The 20627-nt window shown below is 38.2% G+C and carries 32 protein-coding genes; 13 read left to right on the forward strand and 19 right to left on the reverse strand.

Going from position 1 to position 20627, the window contains the following annotated elements; translation table 11 throughout:
- Positions 1–23: 23 nt before the first annotated feature.
- Together Q7J54_02095 and Q7J54_02100 are read right to left on the reverse strand one after the other, a co-directional pair.
- The gene (locus Q7J54_02095) at positions 24–1469 is read right to left on the reverse strand and encodes a CoA-binding protein (GenBank protein MDO8740347.1); all 1446 of its coding nucleotides are present in this window, start codon (positions 1467–1469) and stop codon (positions 24–26) included.
- Between the two features lie 2 nt (positions 1470–1471).
- The gene (locus Q7J54_02100) at positions 1472–2113 is read right to left on the reverse strand and encodes an acetate--CoA ligase family protein (GenBank protein ID MDO8740348.1); all 642 of its coding nucleotides are present in this window, start codon (positions 2111–2113) and stop codon (positions 1472–1474) included.
- A 184-nt stretch (positions 2114–2297) separates the two neighbouring features.
- Here Q7J54_02100 and Q7J54_02105 point away from each other — a divergent pair, with 184 nt between their 5' ends.
- The 12 genes from Q7J54_02105 (at position 2298) to Q7J54_02160 (ending at position 9521) form a co-directional block, all read left to right on the forward strand.
- The gene (locus tag Q7J54_02105; GenBank protein MDO8740349.1) at positions 2298–3116 is read left to right on the forward strand and encodes a helix-turn-helix domain-containing protein; all 819 of its coding nucleotides are present in this window, start codon (positions 2298–2300) and stop codon (positions 3114–3116) included.
- A 91-nt stretch (positions 3117–3207) separates the two neighbouring features.
- Positions 3208–4731 carry a phenylalanine--tRNA ligase subunit alpha gene (locus Q7J54_02110; protein MDO8740350.1) on the forward strand — a complete coding sequence of 508 codons (1524 nt, stop codon included), beginning with the start codon at positions 3208–3210 and terminating at the stop codon, positions 4729–4731.
- A complete protein-coding gene (gene pheT / locus Q7J54_02115; protein ID MDO8740351.1) occupies positions 4731–6392 on the forward strand; it encodes a phenylalanine--tRNA ligase subunit beta in 1662 nt (553 codons plus the stop codon). The genes Q7J54_02110 and pheT overlap by 1 nt, the downstream gene beginning before the upstream one ends.
- A 44-nt stretch (positions 6393–6436) precedes the next feature.
- Complete coding sequence (locus tag Q7J54_02120) at positions 6437–7039, forward strand: hypothetical protein (GenBank protein MDO8740352.1); 603 nt, start codon at positions 6437–6439, stop codon at positions 7037–7039.
- Positions 7040–7364: 325 nt separating this feature from the next.
- The gene (locus Q7J54_02125) at positions 7365–7535 is read left to right on the forward strand and encodes a helix-turn-helix domain-containing protein (GenBank protein ID MDO8740353.1); all 171 of its coding nucleotides are present in this window, start codon (positions 7365–7367) and stop codon (positions 7533–7535) included.
- Complete coding sequence (locus tag Q7J54_02130) at positions 7528–7737, forward strand: hypothetical protein (GenBank protein MDO8740354.1); 210 nt, start codon at positions 7528–7530, stop codon at positions 7735–7737. Before Q7J54_02125 ends, Q7J54_02130 begins: the two co-directional genes overlap by 8 nt.
- 3 nt (positions 7738–7740) lie before the next feature.
- Positions 7741–7929: a hypothetical protein gene (locus tag Q7J54_02135; GenBank protein MDO8740355.1), complete on the forward strand. Its 189-nt coding sequence runs from the start codon at positions 7741–7743 to the stop codon at positions 7927–7929.
- A complete protein-coding gene (locus Q7J54_02140) occupies positions 7922–8110 on the forward strand; it encodes a hypothetical protein (GenBank protein MDO8740356.1) in 189 nt (62 codons plus the stop codon). Before Q7J54_02135 ends, Q7J54_02140 begins: the two co-directional genes overlap by 8 nt.
- Entirely contained in the window at positions 8088–8321 is a 234-nt protein-coding gene (locus tag Q7J54_02145) for a hypothetical protein (protein ID MDO8740357.1), read from the forward strand. Before Q7J54_02140 ends, Q7J54_02145 begins: the two co-directional genes overlap by 23 nt.
- Positions 8308–8484 (forward strand): helix-turn-helix domain-containing protein, encoded by a 177-nt coding sequence (locus Q7J54_02150; GenBank protein MDO8740358.1) that lies wholly within the window; start codon positions 8308–8310, stop codon positions 8482–8484. The genes Q7J54_02145 and Q7J54_02150 overlap by 14 nt, the downstream gene beginning before the upstream one ends.
- Positions 8477–8725: a hypothetical protein gene (locus Q7J54_02155; GenBank protein MDO8740359.1), complete on the forward strand. Its 249-nt coding sequence runs from the start codon at positions 8477–8479 to the stop codon at positions 8723–8725. The genes Q7J54_02150 and Q7J54_02155 overlap by 8 nt, the downstream gene beginning before the upstream one ends.
- A gap of 1 nt (position 8726) precedes the next feature.
- Complete coding sequence (locus Q7J54_02160) at positions 8727–9521, forward strand: hypothetical protein (protein MDO8740360.1); 795 nt, start codon at positions 8727–8729, stop codon at positions 9519–9521.
- A gap of 133 nt (positions 9522–9654) precedes the next feature.
- Here the strand turns inward: Q7J54_02160 and Q7J54_02165 are convergent, their stop codons facing one another.
- The 4 genes from Q7J54_02165 to Q7J54_02180 all read right to left on the reverse strand — a co-directional run bounded on the left by Q7J54_02165 (position 9655) and on the right by Q7J54_02180 (position 11524).
- Entirely contained in the window at positions 9655–10074 is a 420-nt protein-coding gene (locus Q7J54_02165) for a 50S ribosomal protein L14e (protein MDO8740361.1), read from the reverse strand.
- Between the two features lie 60 nt (positions 10075–10134).
- Positions 10135–10401 carry a 50S ribosomal protein L34e gene (locus tag Q7J54_02170; GenBank protein ID MDO8740362.1) on the reverse strand — a complete coding sequence of 89 codons (267 nt, stop codon included), beginning with the start codon at positions 10399–10401 and terminating at the stop codon, positions 10135–10137.
- A gap of 54 nt (positions 10402–10455) precedes the next feature.
- Positions 10456–11010 carry a hypothetical protein gene (locus tag Q7J54_02175; GenBank protein ID MDO8740363.1) on the reverse strand — a complete coding sequence of 185 codons (555 nt, stop codon included), beginning with the start codon at positions 11008–11010 and terminating at the stop codon, positions 10456–10458.
- Between the two features lie 97 nt (positions 11011–11107).
- The gene (locus Q7J54_02180) at positions 11108–11524 is read right to left on the reverse strand and encodes an NUDIX domain-containing protein (protein MDO8740364.1); all 417 of its coding nucleotides are present in this window, start codon (positions 11522–11524) and stop codon (positions 11108–11110) included.
- 134 nt (positions 11525–11658) lie between these two features.
- Here Q7J54_02180 and Q7J54_02185 point away from each other — a divergent pair, with 134 nt between their 5' ends.
- Positions 11659–12510 carry a Bro-N domain-containing protein gene (locus Q7J54_02185; GenBank protein ID MDO8740365.1) on the forward strand — a complete coding sequence of 284 codons (852 nt, stop codon included), beginning with the start codon at positions 11659–11661 and terminating at the stop codon, positions 12508–12510.
- 36 nt (positions 12511–12546) lie between these two features.
- Here Q7J54_02185 and Q7J54_02190 read toward each other — a convergent pair whose 3' ends face one another.
- From Q7J54_02190 to Q7J54_02250, 13 genes are all read right to left on the reverse strand, one after another.
- The gene (locus Q7J54_02190; GenBank protein MDO8740366.1) at positions 12547–13314 is read right to left on the reverse strand and encodes an EMC3/TMCO1 family protein; all 768 of its coding nucleotides are present in this window, start codon (positions 13312–13314) and stop codon (positions 12547–12549) included.
- A 276-nt stretch (positions 13315–13590) separates the two neighbouring features.
- Positions 13591–14985: a preprotein translocase subunit SecY gene (gene secY / locus Q7J54_02195; GenBank protein ID MDO8740367.1), complete on the reverse strand. Its 1395-nt coding sequence runs from the start codon at positions 14983–14985 to the stop codon at positions 13591–13593.
- Positions 14986–14987: 2 nt separating this feature from the next.
- Positions 14988–15482, reverse strand: coding sequence for an uL15m family ribosomal protein (locus Q7J54_02200; protein MDO8740368.1), 495 nt, complete (start codon positions 15480–15482; stop codon positions 14988–14990).
- Positions 15483–15839, reverse strand: a complete 357-nt coding sequence (locus Q7J54_02205) for an uL30 family ribosomal protein (GenBank protein MDO8740369.1) — start codon at positions 15837–15839, stop codon at positions 15483–15485. It lies immediately after the preceding gene.
- A 1-nt stretch (position 15840) separates the two neighbouring features.
- Positions 15841–16704, reverse strand: coding sequence for a 30S ribosomal protein S5 (locus tag Q7J54_02210; protein ID MDO8740370.1), 864 nt, complete (start codon positions 16702–16704; stop codon positions 15841–15843).
- Complete coding sequence (locus tag Q7J54_02215; protein MDO8740371.1) at positions 16701–17207, reverse strand: 50S ribosomal protein L18; 507 nt, start codon at positions 17205–17207, stop codon at positions 16701–16703. The genes Q7J54_02210 and Q7J54_02215 overlap by 4 nt, the downstream gene beginning before the upstream one ends.
- Complete coding sequence (locus tag Q7J54_02220) at positions 17204–17656, reverse strand: 50S ribosomal protein L19e (protein ID MDO8740372.1); 453 nt, start codon at positions 17654–17656, stop codon at positions 17204–17206. Before Q7J54_02220 ends, Q7J54_02215 begins: the two co-directional genes overlap by 4 nt.
- A 1-nt stretch (position 17657) precedes the next feature.
- Positions 17658–18227 carry a 50S ribosomal protein L32e gene (locus Q7J54_02225; GenBank protein MDO8740373.1) on the reverse strand — a complete coding sequence of 190 codons (570 nt, stop codon included), beginning with the start codon at positions 18225–18227 and terminating at the stop codon, positions 17658–17660.
- Positions 18224–18772: a 50S ribosomal protein L6 gene (rpl6p, locus tag Q7J54_02230; protein MDO8740374.1), complete on the reverse strand. Its 549-nt coding sequence runs from the start codon at positions 18770–18772 to the stop codon at positions 18224–18226. The genes Q7J54_02225 and rpl6p overlap by 4 nt, the downstream gene beginning before the upstream one ends.
- Position 18773: 1 nt before the next feature.
- Positions 18774–19163 (reverse strand): 30S ribosomal protein S8, encoded by a 390-nt coding sequence (locus Q7J54_02235; protein ID MDO8740375.1) that lies wholly within the window; start codon positions 19161–19163, stop codon positions 18774–18776.
- A 10-nt stretch (positions 19164–19173) separates the two neighbouring features.
- Positions 19174–19347: a 30S ribosomal protein S14 gene (locus Q7J54_02240; protein MDO8740376.1), complete on the reverse strand. Its 174-nt coding sequence runs from the start codon at positions 19345–19347 to the stop codon at positions 19174–19176.
- Positions 19348–19400: 53 nt separating this feature from the next.
- Entirely contained in the window at positions 19401–19931 is a 531-nt protein-coding gene (locus Q7J54_02245; GenBank protein ID MDO8740377.1) for a 50S ribosomal protein L5, read from the reverse strand.
- Positions 19928–20614: a 30S ribosomal protein S4e gene (locus tag Q7J54_02250; protein ID MDO8740378.1), complete on the reverse strand. Its 687-nt coding sequence runs from the start codon at positions 20612–20614 to the stop codon at positions 19928–19930. Before Q7J54_02250 ends, Q7J54_02245 begins: the two co-directional genes overlap by 4 nt.
- Between the last annotated feature and the right edge of the window lie 13 nt (positions 20615–20627).

Genomic DNA, 20627 nt, shown 5'->3' on the forward strand with positions numbered 1-20627 from the left:
CGATTATAAAGTTCAGGCAATTTTCAACTATTGACGTGGCGGCTTTGATCTTTTATTTTTTTCAAATACTCTCCCCTCAGGATCAATGCCTGCATTGCCTTTGCTGATTTGCTCAGATCGTTGTAATCCGGGATCTTGTGCGTTTTAAGCAGTTCTATGCTCTCCCTGCTGAACTTCCCCCCCATGTAAGTGCACACAATTGGCTTTGAAGGGAATTTTTTATTTGCTTCAATGACAATCTTTGCGTCTTCAATGGAATCAGTCATTGCCTGCAGCGTCTGTATCACGATAAGGCTGTGTATGTACTCTTCGCCAAGCAAAGTATTGATCGCAGCTTCATACCTTTCAGGCAGGGCATCTCCAATAATGTCAAGCGGATTCCTTCTTGAATATGCAGGATGCATCTTTCCGCTTTTATCCAATTTATTTATCGTACTTTGCTTCAGCTCAACAACATTCACTCCATACTCAGAGCATTTGTCTGCGCATAAAACTCCGCATCCGCCGCCATTGGTAACAATCGCAACTGCATTCTCCCGGCATGGCTGCTGCTCAGCCAATGCTTTTGCAATATCAAATAATTCTTCAACTGTATCTGCAATTATTAACCCGGATTGCCTGAATGCAGCCTCATATACTTCATAGCTTCCTGCCAATGATCCAGTATGAGATGAAACAGCGCTTTTTCCAGTCTGCGTTTTTCCGGCTTTCAGAACAACTACTGGCTTTATTCTGCTGACTTTTTTTGCAATCTCCATAAATCTTCTTCCGTCATCTATCCCCTCGATATAAAGCGCAATTGCATTTGTTTCATCATCATTGCCAAGCCATTCTAAAAAATCATAAACATCAAGATCTGCCCCGTTGCCATAACTGATTACAGCACTAAAACCATACCTTTCTTCAATCGCCCAGTCAATAATAGAATCAGCAAGCGCGCCCGACTGGCTGATAAATGCAACATTTCCTTGAGGCGGTGTTGAAGGGGCAAAGCTTGCATTCATTGAAGCAGCAGGCCTTATTATGCCGAGGCAGTTTGGCCCAACCAATGGAATTTTTGCAGCTTTGGCTAGTTTAACAACTTCGTCTTGTAATTTTTTACCCTCCTCCCCCAACTCTGCAAATCCTGCTGAGATTATAATGGCGCCCTTGACTTTTTTCTTTGCGCACTCTTTCATTATTGCAGGAACGATCTTTGCAGGCAAGGCAATAACAGCAAGATCAATTTCATCAGCAACATCTCCAAGTTTAGCATAGCACTTTATTCCAAGAATCTCGTCTGCATTCGGGTTTATTGGATAAATGCTGCCTTTAAACGGCTTGCAGTACTTGCATTTGAAAACACAGCCAACTGTAAGATTCCTTAAAATAGCGTGCCCGACAGATTTCTCATCCCTTGATGCGCCGATTATTGCAATCGATCTCGGATTAAATATAGCATCAAGTTTTTTTATTTTATTTTTCACCATTTTTATTTCCCGGCAATAAACCTTGCATCAACAATCTTTGCAGTTTTTTTATTCACAATCACAGGATTGAAATCAAGCTCCACGATATTCTTCTCTTTAATCGCTAATTTTGATAATTTTAAGATGATGTCAGCAATTGCATTAATATTCGCCTTTTCCGATCCTCTTGCTCCTTTCAGCACTTCATAGCCCTTTATCTCTTTGATCATCTCCATTGCCTCATTCTTATCAATCGGCGCAATCCTGAAAGAAACATCCTTCATTATCTCAACAAAAATCCCGCCCAGGCCGAACATAAGCACAGGCCCGAACTGGGCATCGCGCTTCATTCCGATGATCACAGCAGTTCCGCGCTCCATCTTCTGCACAACAACCCCGTTTATTTTCGCATTTTTAATATTTTTAATTATTTTGCAGTATGCAGTTTCAATTTCTTCCTTTGACTTTAAATCCACAATAACTCCGCCGACATCGCTTTTATGAATAATGTCAGGAGAATCTATTTTTAAAACAACAGGATATCTCATCTTATCCGCTATTTTGCACACTTCAGATTCAGATTTTGCTAATTCTGATGATGGAAAAGGCAGTTTATATTTTCTCAAAATCTTTTTTGCATCTATAAAACCAAGATTCCTCATCATGCACTATTTTTTATTGCAGCATATTTAAACATTATGGAAAAGAACTGTTTCCACTCCAGAGTCGTATGGCTCCTTTTATACAGGCATATAGTATCAAAAAATGATTAAAAAAAGTAACATATAAATAGTAGTACCATTATGATATCTTATTATAGAGTGATTTTTTTCACGGAGGGGTGTAAAAATGATTGTAAAAGAAGAATTTTTAAGCAAACTCAGGAGATATTTTTCTCTAAATTTGTATGAAGTGAAGATCTGGACAGCTTTGCTGTCGAGAGGCGTATCAACAGCAGGAGAGCTTTCTGATATTGGAAATGTTCCAAGAAGCAGAAGCTATGATGTATTGGAAAGCTTGGAAAAGAAAGGATTTGTCATAATGAAGCTTGGCAAGCCAATAAAGTACATTGCAGTTCCTCCTTCTGAAGTTATTGAAAGAGTAAAGAAGAACATGAGAGAAGATGCCGATGATAAAGTAAAAAGATTGGAAGAGCTTAAGGGAACAGAGGTGATAGGCGAGCTTAACACCTTGCATAAAGAAGGCATTGAATTAGTTGAGCCGAGTGATCTTTCAGGCAGCCTGAGAGGAAGGCACAATCTGTACAACCACATCGAGCTGACAATAAGGAATGCTGAAGAAAGCGTTACAATAATGACGACAACACAAGGGCTGATAAGAAAAATTGAAGGATTAAAGCCTACATTTGAAAAACTAAAGAAAAGAGGCGTCAAAATAAGAATAGCCGCTCCGATTACAAAAGAAGCCGCAGCTGCTGTAAAAGACATTTCAAGCGTGGCAGAGATAAGGAATACGAACAGCAAGGCAAGGTTCATAATTGTCGACGGAAAAGAGCTGATCTTTATGGTGCTTGATGACAAAGACGTCCATCCAACCTATGATGTTGGAATCTGGATCAATTCACCTTTCTTTGCAGGAGCATTAGAAGAGTTGTTCGAGCTTGCATGGAAAGAAATGAAGCCTGCTGAAAAACTCATCAAGGCATAAATTCATTTTTATTTCTTTTTTCAATTCTTTTTGACAATGTAAAATTTCGACATTTTTATATATCAAACCATCTAACCCATTATAGTTGAAAATGGACTTAAAAAAGCTAATTAACACTTTGCATCCTCTAGAAAGGAGAGTTCTGCCTTTTTTAGATAAATATAGCTATCTAAATGACTTAGTTAACATAACTGGGCTTAAAGAAGTCGAAGTAATGCGCGCATTGCAATGGTTACAGAACAAAAACATAATAAAACTCTCAGAAGAGTCAAAAGAAGTGATAAATATCGATGAAAATGGCAGAAAATACATTAAAGAAGGATTACCAGAGATTAAATTACTAAAATCGCTTAAAAAATCAGATTTAACATTAAATCAGGCAAAAGATAGAGCAAATTTGAGTAAAGACGAATTAAACATCTGTTTGGGCGTTTTAAGGAAGAAAGCAGCCATTTTTATCACAAAAGACAAGGACATTATAATAAAGCTTATGGATCAAGGAAGGAAAATTCTTGATAATGGCAGCCTGGAAGAAATTTTCTTAAAAAACCAATTTCCCATCGAGCTTAAACTTTTAAAAGAAGAAGAGAGATTTGCTTTTGAAGAGCTTAAATCAAGAAGGAAAATATTAAAATTGGATCTTGTAAAAATTAAAAGAGCAGAGCTTACTGATACAGGCAAAAAAATTCTTGAAGCAGGGATTGATGTAGGAAATATACTTGACAGGCTAACCTCAGCAATGCTTAGAGACAGCTCTTGGAAAGAAAAGGAATTCAGAAGATATGACATCAAGATAAATGTTCCCTCTGTTTTCGGCGGAAGAAAGCAGCATTACAGAAGATTCCTGGATGAAGTGCGGCAGAAATTTCTTGCGCTAGGATTTACAGAGATGTTCGGCCCCATAGTTGAAACAAATTTCTGGGACATGGATGCATTATTTATGCCGCAGTTCCACTCAGCCCGCGACATCCATTCCGCTTACCATATAAAAGATCCGAAATTTGCAAAGGATCTTCCAAAAGACCTTGTTGATAAAGTTAAGAAAGCGCATGAAAATGGATTTGGAACCGGAAGCAAAGGCTGGCAGTATGAGTTTGATGTTAAATTAACAGCGCAGCATTTGCTTAGAACCCAGGGAACAGCTTTAAGCGCAAGAATGCTTGCTTCAGACCAGTTAAAAATTCCTGGAAAATATTTTGCAATTGCCCGCTGTTTTCGCCCTGATGTTGTTGATGCAACGCATTTGGCGGATTTTAACCAGGTTGAGGGCATCATAGCTGAAGAAGGCCTCAATATGAGGCATTTATTTGGCTTATTGAAGCTCTTTGCAAAAGAATTCGCAAACACAACAGAGATAAAGATAACGCCAGCTTATTTCCCATTCACAGAGCCTTCTGCAACATTATACGCAAAGCACCCTGAAATGGGATGGATCGAGCTTGGCGGCTCAGGAATCTTCCGCCCTGAAATGACAAAGCCGCTCGGAATAAATGTTCCTGTCTTGGCATGGGGCATTGGAATTGACAGATTGGCAATGTTCAAGCTCGGAATAAAAGATATAAGAGAATTATTTTCGCATGATCTTGGATTTTTAAAAAAGGAGAAGATGGTATAATGCCAACAATAACCTTTTCATTCAAAGACCTGCAGAAGCTTGCAGGGAAAAAGATCTCTGCAGAGGAGCTTTCAAAATTCATAGAATACGGAAAAGGCGAGCTTAAAAGCTATGATGAAAAAGAAGATGAAGTTTCAGTTGATTTTGATGACACCAATCTGCCATATTTATGGAGCGCAGAGGGGATTGCAAGATTGATTAAGGGGATTTCAGGAAAAGAGAAAGGAATTCCAAAATTAAAAATTGAAAAATCAAATTACAAGCTGGTTGTTGACAGGAGCGTCAATAAGGTAAGGCCTTACATAGCCGCATTCGTTGCAAAAGGATGCAAGGTTGATGATTATTTGCTCAAGCAGATAATACAGCTGCAGGAAAAGCTCTGCGAAACTTACGGCAAGAAAAGGCAGAAACTCGCAGTCGGCCTTTATTCATATAAAAAGATAACTTTCCCGGTGATCTACAAGGCAACAGATCCTGAAAGCATAAAATTCATTCCCCTTGACTTCAGAAAGGAAATGACGCAGAGCGAGATATTGGAAGAGCATCCAAAAGGAAAAGAATATGCATGGATCCTGAAAGATTTTTCAAAATATCCTATTTTAATTGACTCTAAAAAAGAGGTTTTAAGCTTTCCTCCAATAATAAATTCCTCGCTTACAGGCAAGGTTGAGATCGGAGAAGAAGACCTGTTTTTTGAATGCACAGGCACAGACCTTGACTCAGTTAATCTGGCTGCAAACATATTTGCGCAGGCATTTTATGAGCGCGGATTTAAGATTTATTCTGTAAATATAAAATATCCCAATAAAACAATAAAAACACCTTTCATGTTCAATGAAACAATAAAAATAAAGAAAGAGCAGATAAAAGAAATGCTTGGCTTGGATCTGAAAGACAGCGAAGTTAAAGTGCTGGCTGAAAAAGCAGGCTATAATTTCAAAGGGTATAAAATAGAAATTCCATGCTATAGAAAAGACATTCTGCATCCTGTTGATATTATTGAAGACATCGCAATAATGTATGGCTATGACAAGATCGGCGAGGAAAAGCTAAAAAGCTACACAATTGGAGAAACAAAGGAAATAATAAATTTTGTTGATAAGATAAGAGAAATCATAATTGGCCTTGGCTATCAGGAAATAATGAGCCCCTTATTGTCAAACAAGGAAATTCTTTATGAGAAGATGAATATTAAGGATTTCGGAACAGTTGAGCTGGAAAATTACATGTCTGAAAATTACTCTGCTGTCAGAAGCTGGCTGCTGCCGATTTTGATGGAGGTTTTAGCTAAGAACAAGCACATTGATTACCCGCAGAAGATCTTTGAGCAGGGCATTGTAACTGTAAGAAACAAAGAAGAGATAAAAGATTATGAAAGGATCGCAGTTTTAGCTGTCCATGACAAGGCTGATTTCACAGAGATAAAGCAGGTGTTTGATCATCTTTTTAGATGCCTCGGCTTGCAGTATGTTATTGAGGATGCTGATCATTCTTCTTTTATCGAAGGCAGAGTTGGCAGGATCTCTGTCAATGGCATTGCTGTTGCCTATATCGGAGAAGTGCATCCTGCTGTGCTGGGCAATTTCAACTTAGAGATGCCTGTTGTTGGGTTTGAGCTCAATATTACTGATCTGTTTGAAGCGATGAAGAAGAAAGAATAATGGCAATCTTATCAAAACATTAAAATACCATAAGGCGTTCAGAGATGGAATCATTGAAAAGTAAACAATTATGGGAAGAATTTTTTAAAGATTTTTGTGAAGAATGTAAAGAACTTTATAAAATCAAGGGATTTACTTATAGCATTCCTAAGGAAGAGCATATTCGTTCTGCATTATACTCTTTCTTGAAAACAAAAGGATGTAAGATGGAAGTGGAGTCTGACTTTTTTGAAGGATATAGAAAGGATGGTTACCCGAAACAAGCAGGTGAATATGATATTAGAATAATATCTCCATTTTCATCAGTTATTGAAATAAAAAGGGCTTCTGCATTAAAAGATTGGCAAAACGGTTATTCGGATTTTTTAGAAAAGTGGAGAGATGATATTAAGAAGCTAGAAAAAATAGGAAAATTAGCTCCTACCACTCCAAAAACTGAAGAAGATTGGAATAAAATAAACCGTAAAAGTGAAAAATGTTTTGTATTGATTACATTTTCAAATAAGCCCCTTTATGACAACTTAAAAAAGAAGAGCATCGATGAGTTCAATTCAAATCTAAATGGTTTTGACCTTATTGAACATTTTGAAGAAGAGAACATTGGTGAAGAAATAGCTTGTGATCTTTTTATTTGGACGAAAAAATGAATATGGTTTGAAGCGATGAAAAAGAAAGAATAATGACCTTCACCTAATTTTTGCTAAACGGTTACGCTTTGCTTCACCTAAATTTTTGCCAACTATAACTAGCTGGGAGGTTCATATTCTAAAATTGCTTAATTCAATTTACTAAATTATGATCCTCTTCAAACTTAATAGTCATTATAAGAGTTTATATCGTATATAGATATACAATGGGCTTATAGCTACCATTAAAGAATTTATGATGGTGATTTATACTTCCGTCTACAAATATTAAAATGATAACATTTATATATAAGATAATATCTTGTGCCTTGTGGAGGGGGTATTTATGGATGAAAAAATATTGAATGAGCTGAAAGAAATAAAAAAATTGATGTGTTTTCAATTACTGGCATCAGGTGTTACTCCCAAAGGGATAGCCAAGATGTTGGGTCTATCAGAGAAAAGAGTTAGGAATATGTTTCCGGTGAAAGAGATTAGAGGAGATAATCATGAATAATGAAAAAGAGATTATCGAAAAACTGAACCTGTTAGTTAAACTTAGTGCTGCTAATTTAGCTACAGGTAAGGACTTTAAAGAGCAGGTTAGGCTACTATCATCGGTAGGATTATCACCAAAAGACATTGCAGATGTACTAGGCAAAACACCCAATAATGTCAGTGTTACATTAAATTATCTTAAAAAAATTAAAAAGGTGTGAAAAATGGATGAAAAACAGTTTAAGAAATTGTCATCAGACTTAGATGCTATCAAGAAGCTATTGGTGCTATTGTTAAAAAAATATGAAGTAAAAGGCGATTTAATAGCCAAAGCATTAGGTGTATCAGAAGGAAGATTAAGTCAAATTTTCCCTCAAAAGAAATATAAGAAAGGAGGAGCAAAAAATGCCTAAAAAAATTAAAGATAACGAAAAACGTTTAGAAACAATAGAATACCTATTAGCAGGAATCTTGCTTGGAAAAAAGCCAAATATCAAAGAAGTTTCAAAAATAATAGGATGCTCAGATAATGTTTTAACAAAGCTTTACCCTGAAAAAAAGGTGAAAAAAAGTGGCGGAAAAAATAAGAAGTGAAAGGGAATTGCTTGAATCTATAGAACATAAACTGGATAAGCTAATTGGAGTCACCGCTATACAAGGTAAGGAAGATAAACTACGGGCTAAGATTTTAAAGTCTTTAGGTTTTAAATACAGAGAAATAAGCGAACTCACAGGAATCGCTGAAGGAACATTGAAAATATGGGATCATCGATCTAAAAAGGGAGGAAAAAATGCCAAAAATTGAAAAGAATGAGAAAGAAATTCTTGAAGATATCAAAAATCTACTCATTTTGCAGTTAGCTAAAACAGGTGCTACAGATGAAGAAGTTGCAAAGGCCTTAAATTGTGGTACTAGTACACTTAGAAAGAAGGTTTCTTTTGCAGGGAATAAGAAGAAAAATGGATAACGAAGAACTAGTAAAAATCAGACTATTATTAGAATCCTTGGTTAAGAGGCAAACTGCCAAAGACCTTAAAGAATTACCTTCTAACGAAAAAAGAATCTACGAGTTAACTGGCAAAATTGGGCAAACTGAGATGGTTAAGAAATTAAAAATTAGCTCTAAGACCATTTCAAAAGCCTGGAAAAATTTGGAAGAAAAGGGATTACTTAAAAAAGAAGGTTCCAAATATAAAAAAATGATGTAAAATGGTAGTTGACTCCAAAACATTAAAGGATAATGCAATTACATTATTAGAAAAAGCTACAAGAGCAAAAAAGATATTGCAAAAAGCAGACGGAAAAAGAAACTATAAAGAAATTGCAAAATTGTTAAAAATTAATGAAAAGACTATTAGCCCAATTCTTAGCTTAGCAAAAGACTTGGGATTCGCAGAAAAAATTAAAGCTGGAATTTACAAAAAGATAACTTCAAATATGAAGTACATACCTGAAGTAAAAAATTCTCAGAAAAATACTGATCCACTTGCTAGTAAAGTGAAAAGAAAGGCTGATAAAGTGAATAATGACCCCAAATTTGTAAAATCCTTGCCGAAATGCGTTTCTGGAGGGCATGACTTTTTGTCTTTGACTACGAAAATGAAAGATGCATATGAACTACTTTATCTTACCGAGAATTTCCTCCGAGAAATAATCAGGCAAGTTTTATCAAAGTATCCAGATTGGTGGAATAAAAGGGTTCCTCCTGATGTAATATCTAATGTTCAAAAAGAAAAGGATAGGGCCAAATACAATGATGCCTCAAAAAAAGACGAATTGGAATACACCCATTTAGGTGACTTAAACAAGATTATCCTTGATAATAAAAATTGGAAAGAATTCCAACCATTCCTCAATACTAAAGATAAAACTAAATTATCTACTAAATTAACAGAAGCGATCCCAATGAGAAACGCGGTTGGTCATTGTATACCTCTAAGAGCGGGCGATGATCAGAGATATGCCGAAATGAGATTCAAAGATATTCTTAGCTTGTTTAAATAATTCTTGAAAAATTATATAACTGAACTCCCTCCAGTCCTAACGGACATCTAGTCTGCTATGCAGAAATCTATTAGTAGGCAAAAACTACGGCACCAATCGGACTTTCAGCACTAAGAAAACTTCTCAGATCGTTTCACTCTTTTGTTTTCTCTTCTTTCTTTGCCTTGGGTTTTGCTTCTTCAATTACCATTTCTTTTACCTTCTTCTCAGCCTTCGGCTTTTTAGCTTCTTTCTTAGCAGGTTTCTTCCCTTCTTTTGCTGCTGCCTTTTCCTTTCCCCTTAGCTTCTTCGGCTTCTCTGTTTTCTGCTTTGGCTTTGTTGTTATCACTTCAATACCTAATTCCTTGAACACTTTAACAACATCATCATGCGAAGCATTTTTCTCTATTTTTAGAATCTGGCTTAATGGCTCCAAATGAAGGATATTGCACTTCCTTCTCCTTGTTTCGCCGTCAATCAGAACAAACCTACCTTCTAGAATATCTACAACAACACACTTCAGGCCAGCATCCCTTCCTGCCAGCTTCACACATAATCTTCCGATTTCAAACATTTTTTCCTCCGATCTCCCTTCTAAGGAATATGTCGCCAATATTCCAGGAGATTTCTCTGTTTAGTCTTTAATACTCTCTTTTATCTTTAAGCGCATGCATCCTGAGCAAAGCATTCCGCCATACGGCCTTTCCGGCCTTTTCTTACTTTTTCCCATCTGCTTCATCTTGAAAGGCAGTTCCCTAGGAACGCCGCTAAGAACAGTTCCGCAGCCGGCGCAATGCGCCTTAGATGGCTTTCGCCTTCTGTAGTGGAGCACAGTCTTTCCGCCAGGCGTTTTTACAAAAACCCTTCTGAATGTCCTTGACTTTGTTTTTCCTTCTCTGATTGTCATATTGATCAATCAAGAGAAATAAGGGTTCATTTAAAAAGGTTGTGGTGCCTATTTCCTTAATTTCACATACCCGATCCAGACCAACACAATCAAAACAATACCTAGTTCTATGAATCTCAGCAGATCAGGCATGCTGCCCCAATACCTTATTGTGCCGTAAATAACGCTCAAGATTCCGCCGCCCATCAGGCCTGAGCTGACAGAAGCCAAATTCAACACAATTCCGCCGACAATAATTGCAGCCAAGCCGATGATCAATGTAATTATAAACACATTTCTGTTGTATATTTCGTTGCTGTCCATAAATTTCTTGTCGCACATTTCGCAGTAATAAGATTCAATGCATCCTTTATCATCATAATTGGCCAATAAGTTGCCCTTCTTTTCATTGCAGTCATTTGTCAAGTTTTCATCGGGTGCCACATAACTGCAGTTAAAATTGCAGTCGGGTTTTGTTTCTAAATAAGGCCTTGGAAATTCCCTTCCTTTGCAGAAATCATCATATTTCGGGCTTTTGTAGAAAGTAGCGATCCCATAGCCTACAAAAAGAGCAAAGATTATTGCAATGCCGATCGCCAGCAGAACTTGTTTAACCTTTGACATAGGGCATATTATGACTATGTTACTTATAAACTTTTCTTTAAGTTATCGTATCGATGGGCCTGCGAAGCGACTGATAATCTGACACAGAACCCGAAAATCACTTGCTAAGATAGCTTACGAATGCCTGAATTAAATTATCAATAAGATTATACTTTTTGTATTCATTTGGATTGATCCAAAGGTATTCTTCATGATCTTCGCTTAGCGTAATTTTATCTGAGTCAGCGAAACATTCAAAAAAGGTTCCAACAATTTGCCACTGCTCACCTCTAATATTGGGCCTCCATTCATTTACAAAAAAGGGCCTTCCGATTTTAACATTCAGTCCCGTCTCTTCTTTAATTTCTCTCAATAAACTTTCATCAAATCGTTGACAAGGTTCAACGCGACCGCCAACAACATCGAATTTTCCTATATTTGATCCATCACTATATTTTGAAGACTCTTTAAGTAAAAGCACTTTTCCATTATGAACTATGAACGCTTTTGTAGCGGCAAACATTTTATCAACCATGTGAATGGAAAACATTAATGAGTTAATATAATTTTCGGGTTCAAGTAATATTACGCACAACACTCTTTAATCGCATTGCCACTGGACATCTCTGCCCACAACTTATTTAAAGGACAAGTTATTACATAAGTGCCATGGATCCCAATAACACATTAGCTGTATTTCAAGGGAAGAAGATAAGGAGAACTTTACATGAGGGAGAATGGTGGTTTTCTGTAATAGATGTAGTGGCTGTTTTAACAGAACAAGAAGACTTTCAAACAGCAAGGAAATACTGGAATAAGCTAAGCCAAAGGCTGAGAGAAGAAGGAAGCGAAGCGGTGACAAATTGTCACCAGTTGAAACTTCCTGCTGAAGATGGCAAATTAAGGGAAACAGACTGCGCTAATACCAAAAATATGTTCAGAATCATCCAATCTATACCTTCTCCCAAGGCAGAGCCTTTCAAGCAGTGGCTTGCTCAGGTTGGCTATGAACGAGTTCAGGAAATAGAAGATCCCGAACTTGCTCAAAAACGAATGAAGGAGCTTTATAGAGCTAAAGGTTATTCTGACGATTGGATAGAAAAAAGAGTTCGTGGAATTGCCATAAGGGACGAATTGACAGACGAATGGAAGAAAAGAGGAGTAGAAGCTGAAAGGGAATTTGCCATTTTAACAGCAGAAATTTCTAAAGCAACTTTTGGCATGACTCCGAACGAATATAAGAACTTTAAGGGACTGAAAAAAGAGAACTTGCGAGACCATATGGATGATTTGGAACTGATTTTTTCAATGTTAGGAGAAAAAGTATCGACAGAAATCACGAGAAAAGAAGATGCGCAGGGATACACAGAAGTTGAAGGTACTGCCAAAAGAGGCGGAAGAGTAGCTGGCAATGCACGAAAAGACACAGAAAAAGAATTAGGGCGCCCTATCACATCAAGAGAAAACTATCTTTCTGAACCAGAGAAAAAGAAAAAGTTAGAAGATAAGAGTAAAAAGTAATCCTCATATTAATCACTCAATCATTAAAGATTGCAATCAATAAACCTTCATCAGCTTCCTCAGGCCCATGCTGAAGATCAAAGACAGAATGATATAAGTCCCAAGCCAGCCGAATCTTCCTTTTAACCAACCGCCTTCTTGGATGCCAAATAGGTTCATAACAATCATCTTCTCATTCCCGACTGTTATCTTCTTGATCATGCTGTCTTTCAATATGATCTCAGGCTGTTTGTAAGTGCGTCCTTTTGTGATCAGCAATTCATTGCTGTAAGTCTTGTTATTCAGAGAATATGTTAATTTATATTCTCCTTCCTTCCCATTCAATTTAAACATAGCTTTATTATTGACAATCTGCTGCGTTGCATTTCCAAGCACCATAATCCCTTCAGGCATTATGCTTAATGCCGCTGCTCCTGTTGCTCCTTCAACAAGATCAAGCGTCACATTAAAATCCTGGCCAGGCAGTATTGGATGATAATCAAAATTAGCAGCAAGCCATCCGTAAATAAGTATTATAGGCAGCAGAGTGATCAATGTCGGCCTCATCGAATGCGACATATATTTCATATTAATTTCCATTGATTTTTTCTGTATTTCCATAACCCTTTTAGGATCACTCTTATTCTGCTTCATCTCAGCCTGATACTTCTTAAGATCGTCTTTCATCTCTTTCATCAGTTTTTGATTCGTCAGATACTTGTAAGCAACTATTATAATAAGTGAAATCAGGAGAGAAATTATAAAAATAGCCAAAAAAGTATTCAGCTGGAGAAGAGGCCCTAAAACAGGATCTAAAAAGCTCATTTTACACTCCACCTACAAATTTGCGCATCATGGGATTCATGCCCATCAACCTGTCAAAAACCACCATCATAGATATAGGGTATATTGCTACGTTCCACCGCATCAAGTGGTTTTTGAGCATGCTCAAAAAATTTCCATAATGTGCCGATACATTGACTTTCAGCCACCAATGCCGATATTGGTGGAAAATTTTTGACATTTTACAAAAAGCTTGGCTAAAAGTATGCAATGAGGCATTAGCAATGCCTCGGAACGATTGTAGTTGCTGATTCATTTTCATCCACTCATAAACTTTCTCATCATTGGATTCATGTCCATCATGTGCTGCTTTGCAATATCTTCATATAATCTATAAATAATCATAACAGCCAGTAAAATTCCAGTTCCGCTGCTTAATGCGCCAGAAACATCAGCAATCGATGCTAAAAATCCAACAAGAGCAGCTCCCATCACAGTCAAAGGCCATATATACCGGTCCAATAATCTTTCAAGCACTCTCGCATCTCTTCTGAATCCGGGAATCTGCAATCCAGAAGCCATCATCTGCTTTGCCTGGCTTTTCGCATCCATGCCGGATGTCTGGACCCAAAACATTGAAAAGATTATTGCGCCTCCAATCATAAATAAAGTATAGGCCGCAGCGCGCCATATGTCAAATCCTGTCAAGCTGCCCTCAATCAGGCTGCGTACAATATTTGGCGGCGTAACTAAAAGCACAAACCCTGATGCAGGGCTTCCCTGAGATGTGAATGTTCCGAGCAATGGATGCCCCCAGTTCTGCAGCAATGTCGCAAGCAGCTGCACATTGGCCAATAAAGCTGCAACTAAAATAACAGGTATGTTGCTTGTGTAAATGAAATTCAAAGGCCATCTTATGCCGTGCCCTCTTATCCTTCCGAAGCTTAATGGTATCTCTATTTTCATCGCCTGCCCATAAACAGCTATTGCAAATACAACTATTGTTGCGATTATGGATGCAATTGCCAAGCCAGCTCCGATAGGATTCTGCGTAGCCAATGATCTGAAAAACTCAGGAATAGCCCCTACAAAACTCTCAGGATTAGTTACAGGATGCAGCCAGCTTAGCGCCCTTATGAAAATACTTTCTGAAACACCTGCAGCAATAAAAAGGCTGATTCCAGACCCGAAGCCCCATTTTGAAACAACTTCATCCATTAACAAAACAAGTATTCCGCCAAGGAATAATTGAAATATCAGCAAAAGCTCAAGTTGAAAATAAACTCCTGTTCCAATGAATCCGGGAGACGGAGCTAATCCGCCCATAAAAACATAAATCGCAGCTTCAAGCAGTATGAAAAACACAGACAAGACCTTCTGCACGCCCTGGAAATATTGCTTCCCTTCATGCGTTGTCAAATCAAACTTCACTATTCCGGATCCGTTCAATAACTGCAGTACAATTGACGCCGTTACTATCGGCCCAATTCCCAAAGACATTATCGAGCCAAATTTGGCGCCAAGAATAATTGCTAAAAACTCAAATCTTTGAAGCTGGTTCGGCCCCAAGCCAAAAAGAGGAATAAGGCTCAGAACATAAAAAAGAACAAGGATTATCAATGTCCACTTCAGCTTTTCCTTAAATGAAAGCACCCTCTGCTTCGGCCCCTCCACACCCGGAAGGTTCATCAGCAAATCTTGAAAACCAGGCATTTTTATTTTTTAATTATCTCCTCTTTTTTTGTCTGTTTTGGCGGCAATTGCTTTTTTTCAGCTAGAATCACTTCTCCGCCCGCATTTTTTATTTTTTCAACTGCATTGCCGGATGCGTACTTAACATTTATCTTCAATTTTTTTGAAACATTTCCTGTTCCAAGCAATTTATTATATCCAATTTTCCCCAAATCAATATTATAAGTGCCTTTGTCCTCTGTTATCAACTTTTGCGAAATTAAAAAAAGAATCTTTTCCTGCAGGTCATTTAAATTTATTGCATTTATATTCTCTTGCATGCCGTGGTATTTAAATCCTTTTTTTCCGAAATATCTTTCTTTCCAGTAAAGAGTCTTCATCTGATCTGCTCTTTTCCCGGTTCCCGCTCTCCCTCTGCCTCCTCTGTTTCCCGCTCCTCTGTGCTTCTTCTTCGAGCCCCATCCGTGGGTGTGAGAGCCTCTCTGCCTGCTTACCTTTTTTCTTCTATTGACAGTCATCTAAAGCATCCTCTTGATGAGATCATTTATCTTATCTCCTCTATAGCCAAGAGCTCCGCCAACAGCGAAAGCATGCTTTAAGCCCTTTCTTCCATAGCCTTTTTTTGGAGAATTCAGCCTGCAGAATTTCTTGCCTTCTTTTTTTCTTTTTTCAACAAACTTTAAAGTTTCATCATCAATCTCGCCCCATGCAACATAGTTTTCGGCTTTTTTAATCATGCCTTTATTTGCAGGAGTATCGTCAATCACAATGCAAAAATTCCTTTTATGGAGATTAAGCATAGTTAGAGTGTCTTTTATCCCGCTCTTTATTCCAGTAGTTCCCCTCACCCTTACAATTGCCAGTTTTTTAGTCATTTTATTTCTTTACCCTTCCTTCTGCTGCTCCTGTTTCTTCAATATTGCGCGTGCTTGCTTTCATCTTCATAGTTTGCTTTAAAGCCTCAAAACATGCATTAACAAGATTGACCTTTGTCACTGTCTGGCCAAGCGAATCAGACCAAGCATCCTTTATTCCCGCCAGCCTTAATATCTTCTGGCATTCTGGCTCGAGCACCAATCCTGTTCCTTTTGGCGCAGGCATTAATGTCAATCTTACTGATCCGCACTTGCCAACAACCTTAAAAGGAATAGAATGCGGTGTCCTGCAGCCGCACTGCCAGCTTCCGCACCCTCTTCTTATCTTTATCATATTTAATTTAGCGCTTTTCATTGCCTTTTCTCTTGCAGGAACTGTCTCGCGCGCCTTTCCATAGCCCATGCCGATGTGGCCGTTGCGGTTACCAATTATAACGACAGTTGAGAATCTTGGCTTGTTTCCCTCTCTTGTTTTCTTCTGCGTCTGCCTGAAAACCCTTCTCTTACCGCCGCCAAACTTTCCTTTCGACTGGCCGATAAGAAGCAGGTCAATCTCGGCATCAGGCATCAAAATATCAACAATCTCGGGCTCCATTATTTTCAGGCCGTTGTCAATTATCTGGTCAATGTCATTAATCTCCCCGCTTTTCACCTTTTTGCCAATGCTTGTTTTAGGGGTCCATCTTTCCCTGTCAAACGATCCTTTTGGGATTTCCTTCTCAATCTCTTCTTCCTCAGGAACTACTTCTATTACATCTTTGGCTTCTATTTCGAGCTTTTCCTCTTCAGCAACTTCAGGCGCGATTATGCTCTCTTCGGGTTTTTTGATTTCTTCAGTTTTTTCTTCAATATTTTCTTTCTTCATTTTGCCAATATCTTCTCCTTTACACTTGTAAACATTTTTTGAACTTCTTTTTTAGTGTGATCCTGGATGTGCTTCCCGCTTGTCCTGTTCTCGTCAGGCAGTATCTCTTTTGAATGCGGAACATCTATCCCTGCATCAAGCACGCCTTTTAGCGCAGCATATATCCTTGAAGCTTTTATTGATCTCTGCATTCCGATATCGAGCACGACATCCCCGATCTTTTTCTCCTTCATTTTTTTGCCGAACAAAAGTCCGGTAAGATAAGCGGCAGGTATGTTGCCTTTATTAATGTTCCATCCGAATTTCTCAAGCTCGCCCGAATGCGCAGACGCCAGTATCTTGTCGCCTGGAGGGTGATACTCTGCAACCTGCAGGCTGATATTTTTCAATGACGTTCTTATCACTAAGCGGCTTTTATTTGACAGCAGCAAAGCTAGTCTCTTTTTATAGTCTGTTTTTCCGGTTCTCCTTCTTCTGTATCTTACTGTAGATATGTTTTTCATTTTAGTTTGGCCAGTTTATGCTCCTGTATGTACAGCTCAAGATGCCTCTTGCTTCTGAAAAATCCGCCCTTAACCTTGGCATAAAGCTCATAAAACACCGTATTGTCAATGCTTTTTTTAGCCTTCAGCATCTTCAAAAACCTTCTTTGCAGCCTCACAGCATTCATCCATCTTCTTTTAGGAGGCAATCTTGCCGTATTTCTTCCTTTCCTGCTGCCGAATCCCTTGTGCCTTCCCTGCTTTTTTTTCAGATGCCGTGTTTTTGCCTTGAATCTTGAAATCCCTTTTTTCTGCACTCTCACTATTGCATTGTTGTTTATCAGCGACCTTATATCTGCCTTTGTTATGGCTTCTTTTATCTCTTCAAGCCTTTCAACATCAAGCCTTATTCTTTTAGGCGAACATTTCAAAACCTGAGCCGCTAATCTTTTTTGAATTTTAAGTTCCATTTTACATCGCGCCTTTCTTTGTCAGTACTTTTTCTTTTTCAAGCTTCTCCTGCTTTTTCCTTTCATCATCACTCAACTCTGGCGTGATTTTTTCTTCCAATTTCTCTGATTTTTTCTCTTCTTTTTTTGTTTCTTTCTGCTCTATGTGCTTCTTTTTTCTTTCCTTGAATTTATCTTCCTGTTCTTTTAAATAAGATTCAACATTCTTAATATTAAGCACTTTAATCCCAAGTTCCATCGCCTTTTTTAAAATCTCAAATTTCTTTTTCATTCCAACAGTTGCAGCAATCATTGCGCCTTCTGTTTTCGCATTTATTTTTTTAAGGTCATCAACTGTATGCACAAATATCTGCTTCAATCCCGATGGATGCAGGTATTTCACTTCGAGCGGCGAACCCCACCCGTGGGCAACGCACCTTATCTTTCCCTTGAAATGATGCCTCATTTTTGAATGGATCCCTTTTGGCTTTCTCCATTTTCTTCCAAGCTCTTTCTTTTTATGATAGTCCTGCCTGAGAAAAATAGGCTTCTTTGCCTTGATCGCTTTTCTCAATTCAAGCAGTTTGCTCATTTTACTTCCTTCCCGTCTTTTATTATTATATAAATTCCGTCTTGAAAAATTCTCGGATCGTAATTCGGCCTTTTTGTAAGCTGCTCTATATCTGCTGCTGCCTGGCCGGCAAGCTCCTTATTTGCAGATTCAATTGTTATTTCGCTGCCTTCAATCTTTACACTGGCGCCTTTTTTCAGCTTCAGTTTTCTTGGTATTTTTTCTCCCAAAAAATTTTTAACAGTAAGATCGCTGCCGGCAATTGAAACATTCATCGGAAAATGCCCTGAGCAGATCTTTAATTTATACACGTGCGGCTCCCTGATGCCCTCAATAAGGTTTTTGATATGGGCCCTGAACGACCCTACGAGTTTCTTCTCCTTTTTCGAGCTTTTTTTAGTGGTTAATTTCAGCTTATTGCCTTCCAGCACTAACTTTATTTTCTCACTGGCAAGCTTCTTCGACGCTTCGTTTTTCCCAGACTTTAATGTCAATATATCATCAGTTAATTTAGCATCAACACCTGCTGGAATTTCTATAATTGCTTCAATTGCGCCCCTTTTCATTTCAGTAGCAATAGGCTATCAGCCTGCCCCCAAGTTTTTCCTTTTTAGCATCTTCATCGCTTTTCAGCCCCTTGTTTGTTGAAACGATCAATACGCCGAAATTTTTTGCCGGCAGATATCTTTTTTCAAATTTCTCAAAATTATCTTTGCTTACGCTGTGCCTTGGCTTTATGACTCCGCACTTGTTTATGCTGCCGAGAAGATTGACTGTTAGATACAATCCTCTTCTTGTTTCATCTTCTTTGAACGATCCTATATAATTATGTCTATTCATGATATTGAGGACATCTTTAACTATTTTTGAGCCCTTCACAACACATTCCTTTCTGCCTATTTTTTCAGCGTTCATTATAGACGATAACACATCTGAAATTGGATCATTTAATGCCATTTTTTTAACCTCAACTGTATTTTTTCCAGCCAATCCTCACAGCAATATCGCGGAAGCACTGCCTGCAAAGATTTAAGCCATATTTGCCTATGTGGCCGCCTGTTCTCCCGCAGCGCCTGCATTTTTTTGTTCCAATGCCGTACTTTCTTTCTTTCGGCGTGTTGAACTTTGCAAATCTCTTCAGCTTTGCTGGCTTTGCCCTGAGCTGCTTCAATAATTTTTTATAATAGCTTGTAGTCATTCTTCATCGCCTATTTTTATGCTGAAATTTTTTTTCATGAAATTCATTGCGTCCTCTTTTTTAATCTGGTGGTCTTTTGCTATCTTGCCTTTGCAGATTTTTCTTTTTTTAACCCTGAACCCCGGCCTTTCTAAAGTAACGCAGGCTTCCAGGCCGATTACTCCTATTTCTGGGTCATATTTCACATTAGGTATGTCAATATACTCAGGAATTCCGAATGCCATGTTTCCATAATCATCAAACTGGCTTTCTTTCAGCTTATTTGCCTTTGATTCGAGCAGCCTTTTCAGCAGCTCAGTCGCCTTTTTCCCCCTCAATGTAACTTTGCAGCCAATCGGCAATCCAGGCCTTAAGCCCCATGTAGGAATTCTTTTATTTGTAACAGTCTTTATTGGAGCCATGCCAGTCATGCTCTTCAGCAGCTTCACTCCCTTCTCTAATAATGTCTGGTCTTTTCCTGCCCCGATATTCAGTGTCAGCTTCTCTATCCTTATTTCCTTCATTATATTGGTTTGCATTTTGCTCATTCAGTTTTTATTAGCTGCTTTTCCTTTCCCACGACAAAGCAATGCTCTTTTTTGGCTTCAAATTTTTTGCCTTTTGAGTTCAGAGCTATAGTATCGCCTTTTATTTCTTCGATAACTGCCAATTCAGCGGTGTGCTTCCCGCCAGTTGTATAAGCGCTTGCCCCCTTTTCAAATTTCAGCGCGCTGATTATTTTCTGATCAGGCAAATTCAAAACAAGCACATCATTGGATTTATAATCGTTTTTTTCAACTAAAACATTTCTGCCGTCGCCAAGGTTCAGCTGCATCTTGCCGCCGCACATTATAGTTTTGTTTATTATTTTGGACAATTTTATTTTCGCTTCATCCTCGCTTATTTTGGCCAGCCTAAGCCTTCCTTTTTTATCGAGCAATACTCTGAAATTCTCTTTTGTCTCAGGTATTGAAAGGACATCCATCAGGCCGACAAGGAAACGCGGCTCTTTTCTTCTTTTTCCATCCACCAATATCTCTTTGCTGTTCAGGATATGCTTCACTTCCTTGTTGTTTTTTGCAATGCCCAATATATCCTTTAATATTATCGTTAGTGGTGTGCCTAATTCGAGCGAATGAGCCCCGGCTAAAGGCCTTGTAATAAATTTCGTCCCTTTCCTTTTAATTGGCCACGACTTTGGCGCTGCCAGTCTTTTTAGGTGTTTTTTCATTTTTTACTTCATT

It is taken from the genome of Candidatus Woesearchaeota archaeon (assembly GCA_030651135.1).
GTDB lineage: Archaea > Nanobdellota > Nanobdellia > Woesearchaeales > JACPBO01 > JACPBO01.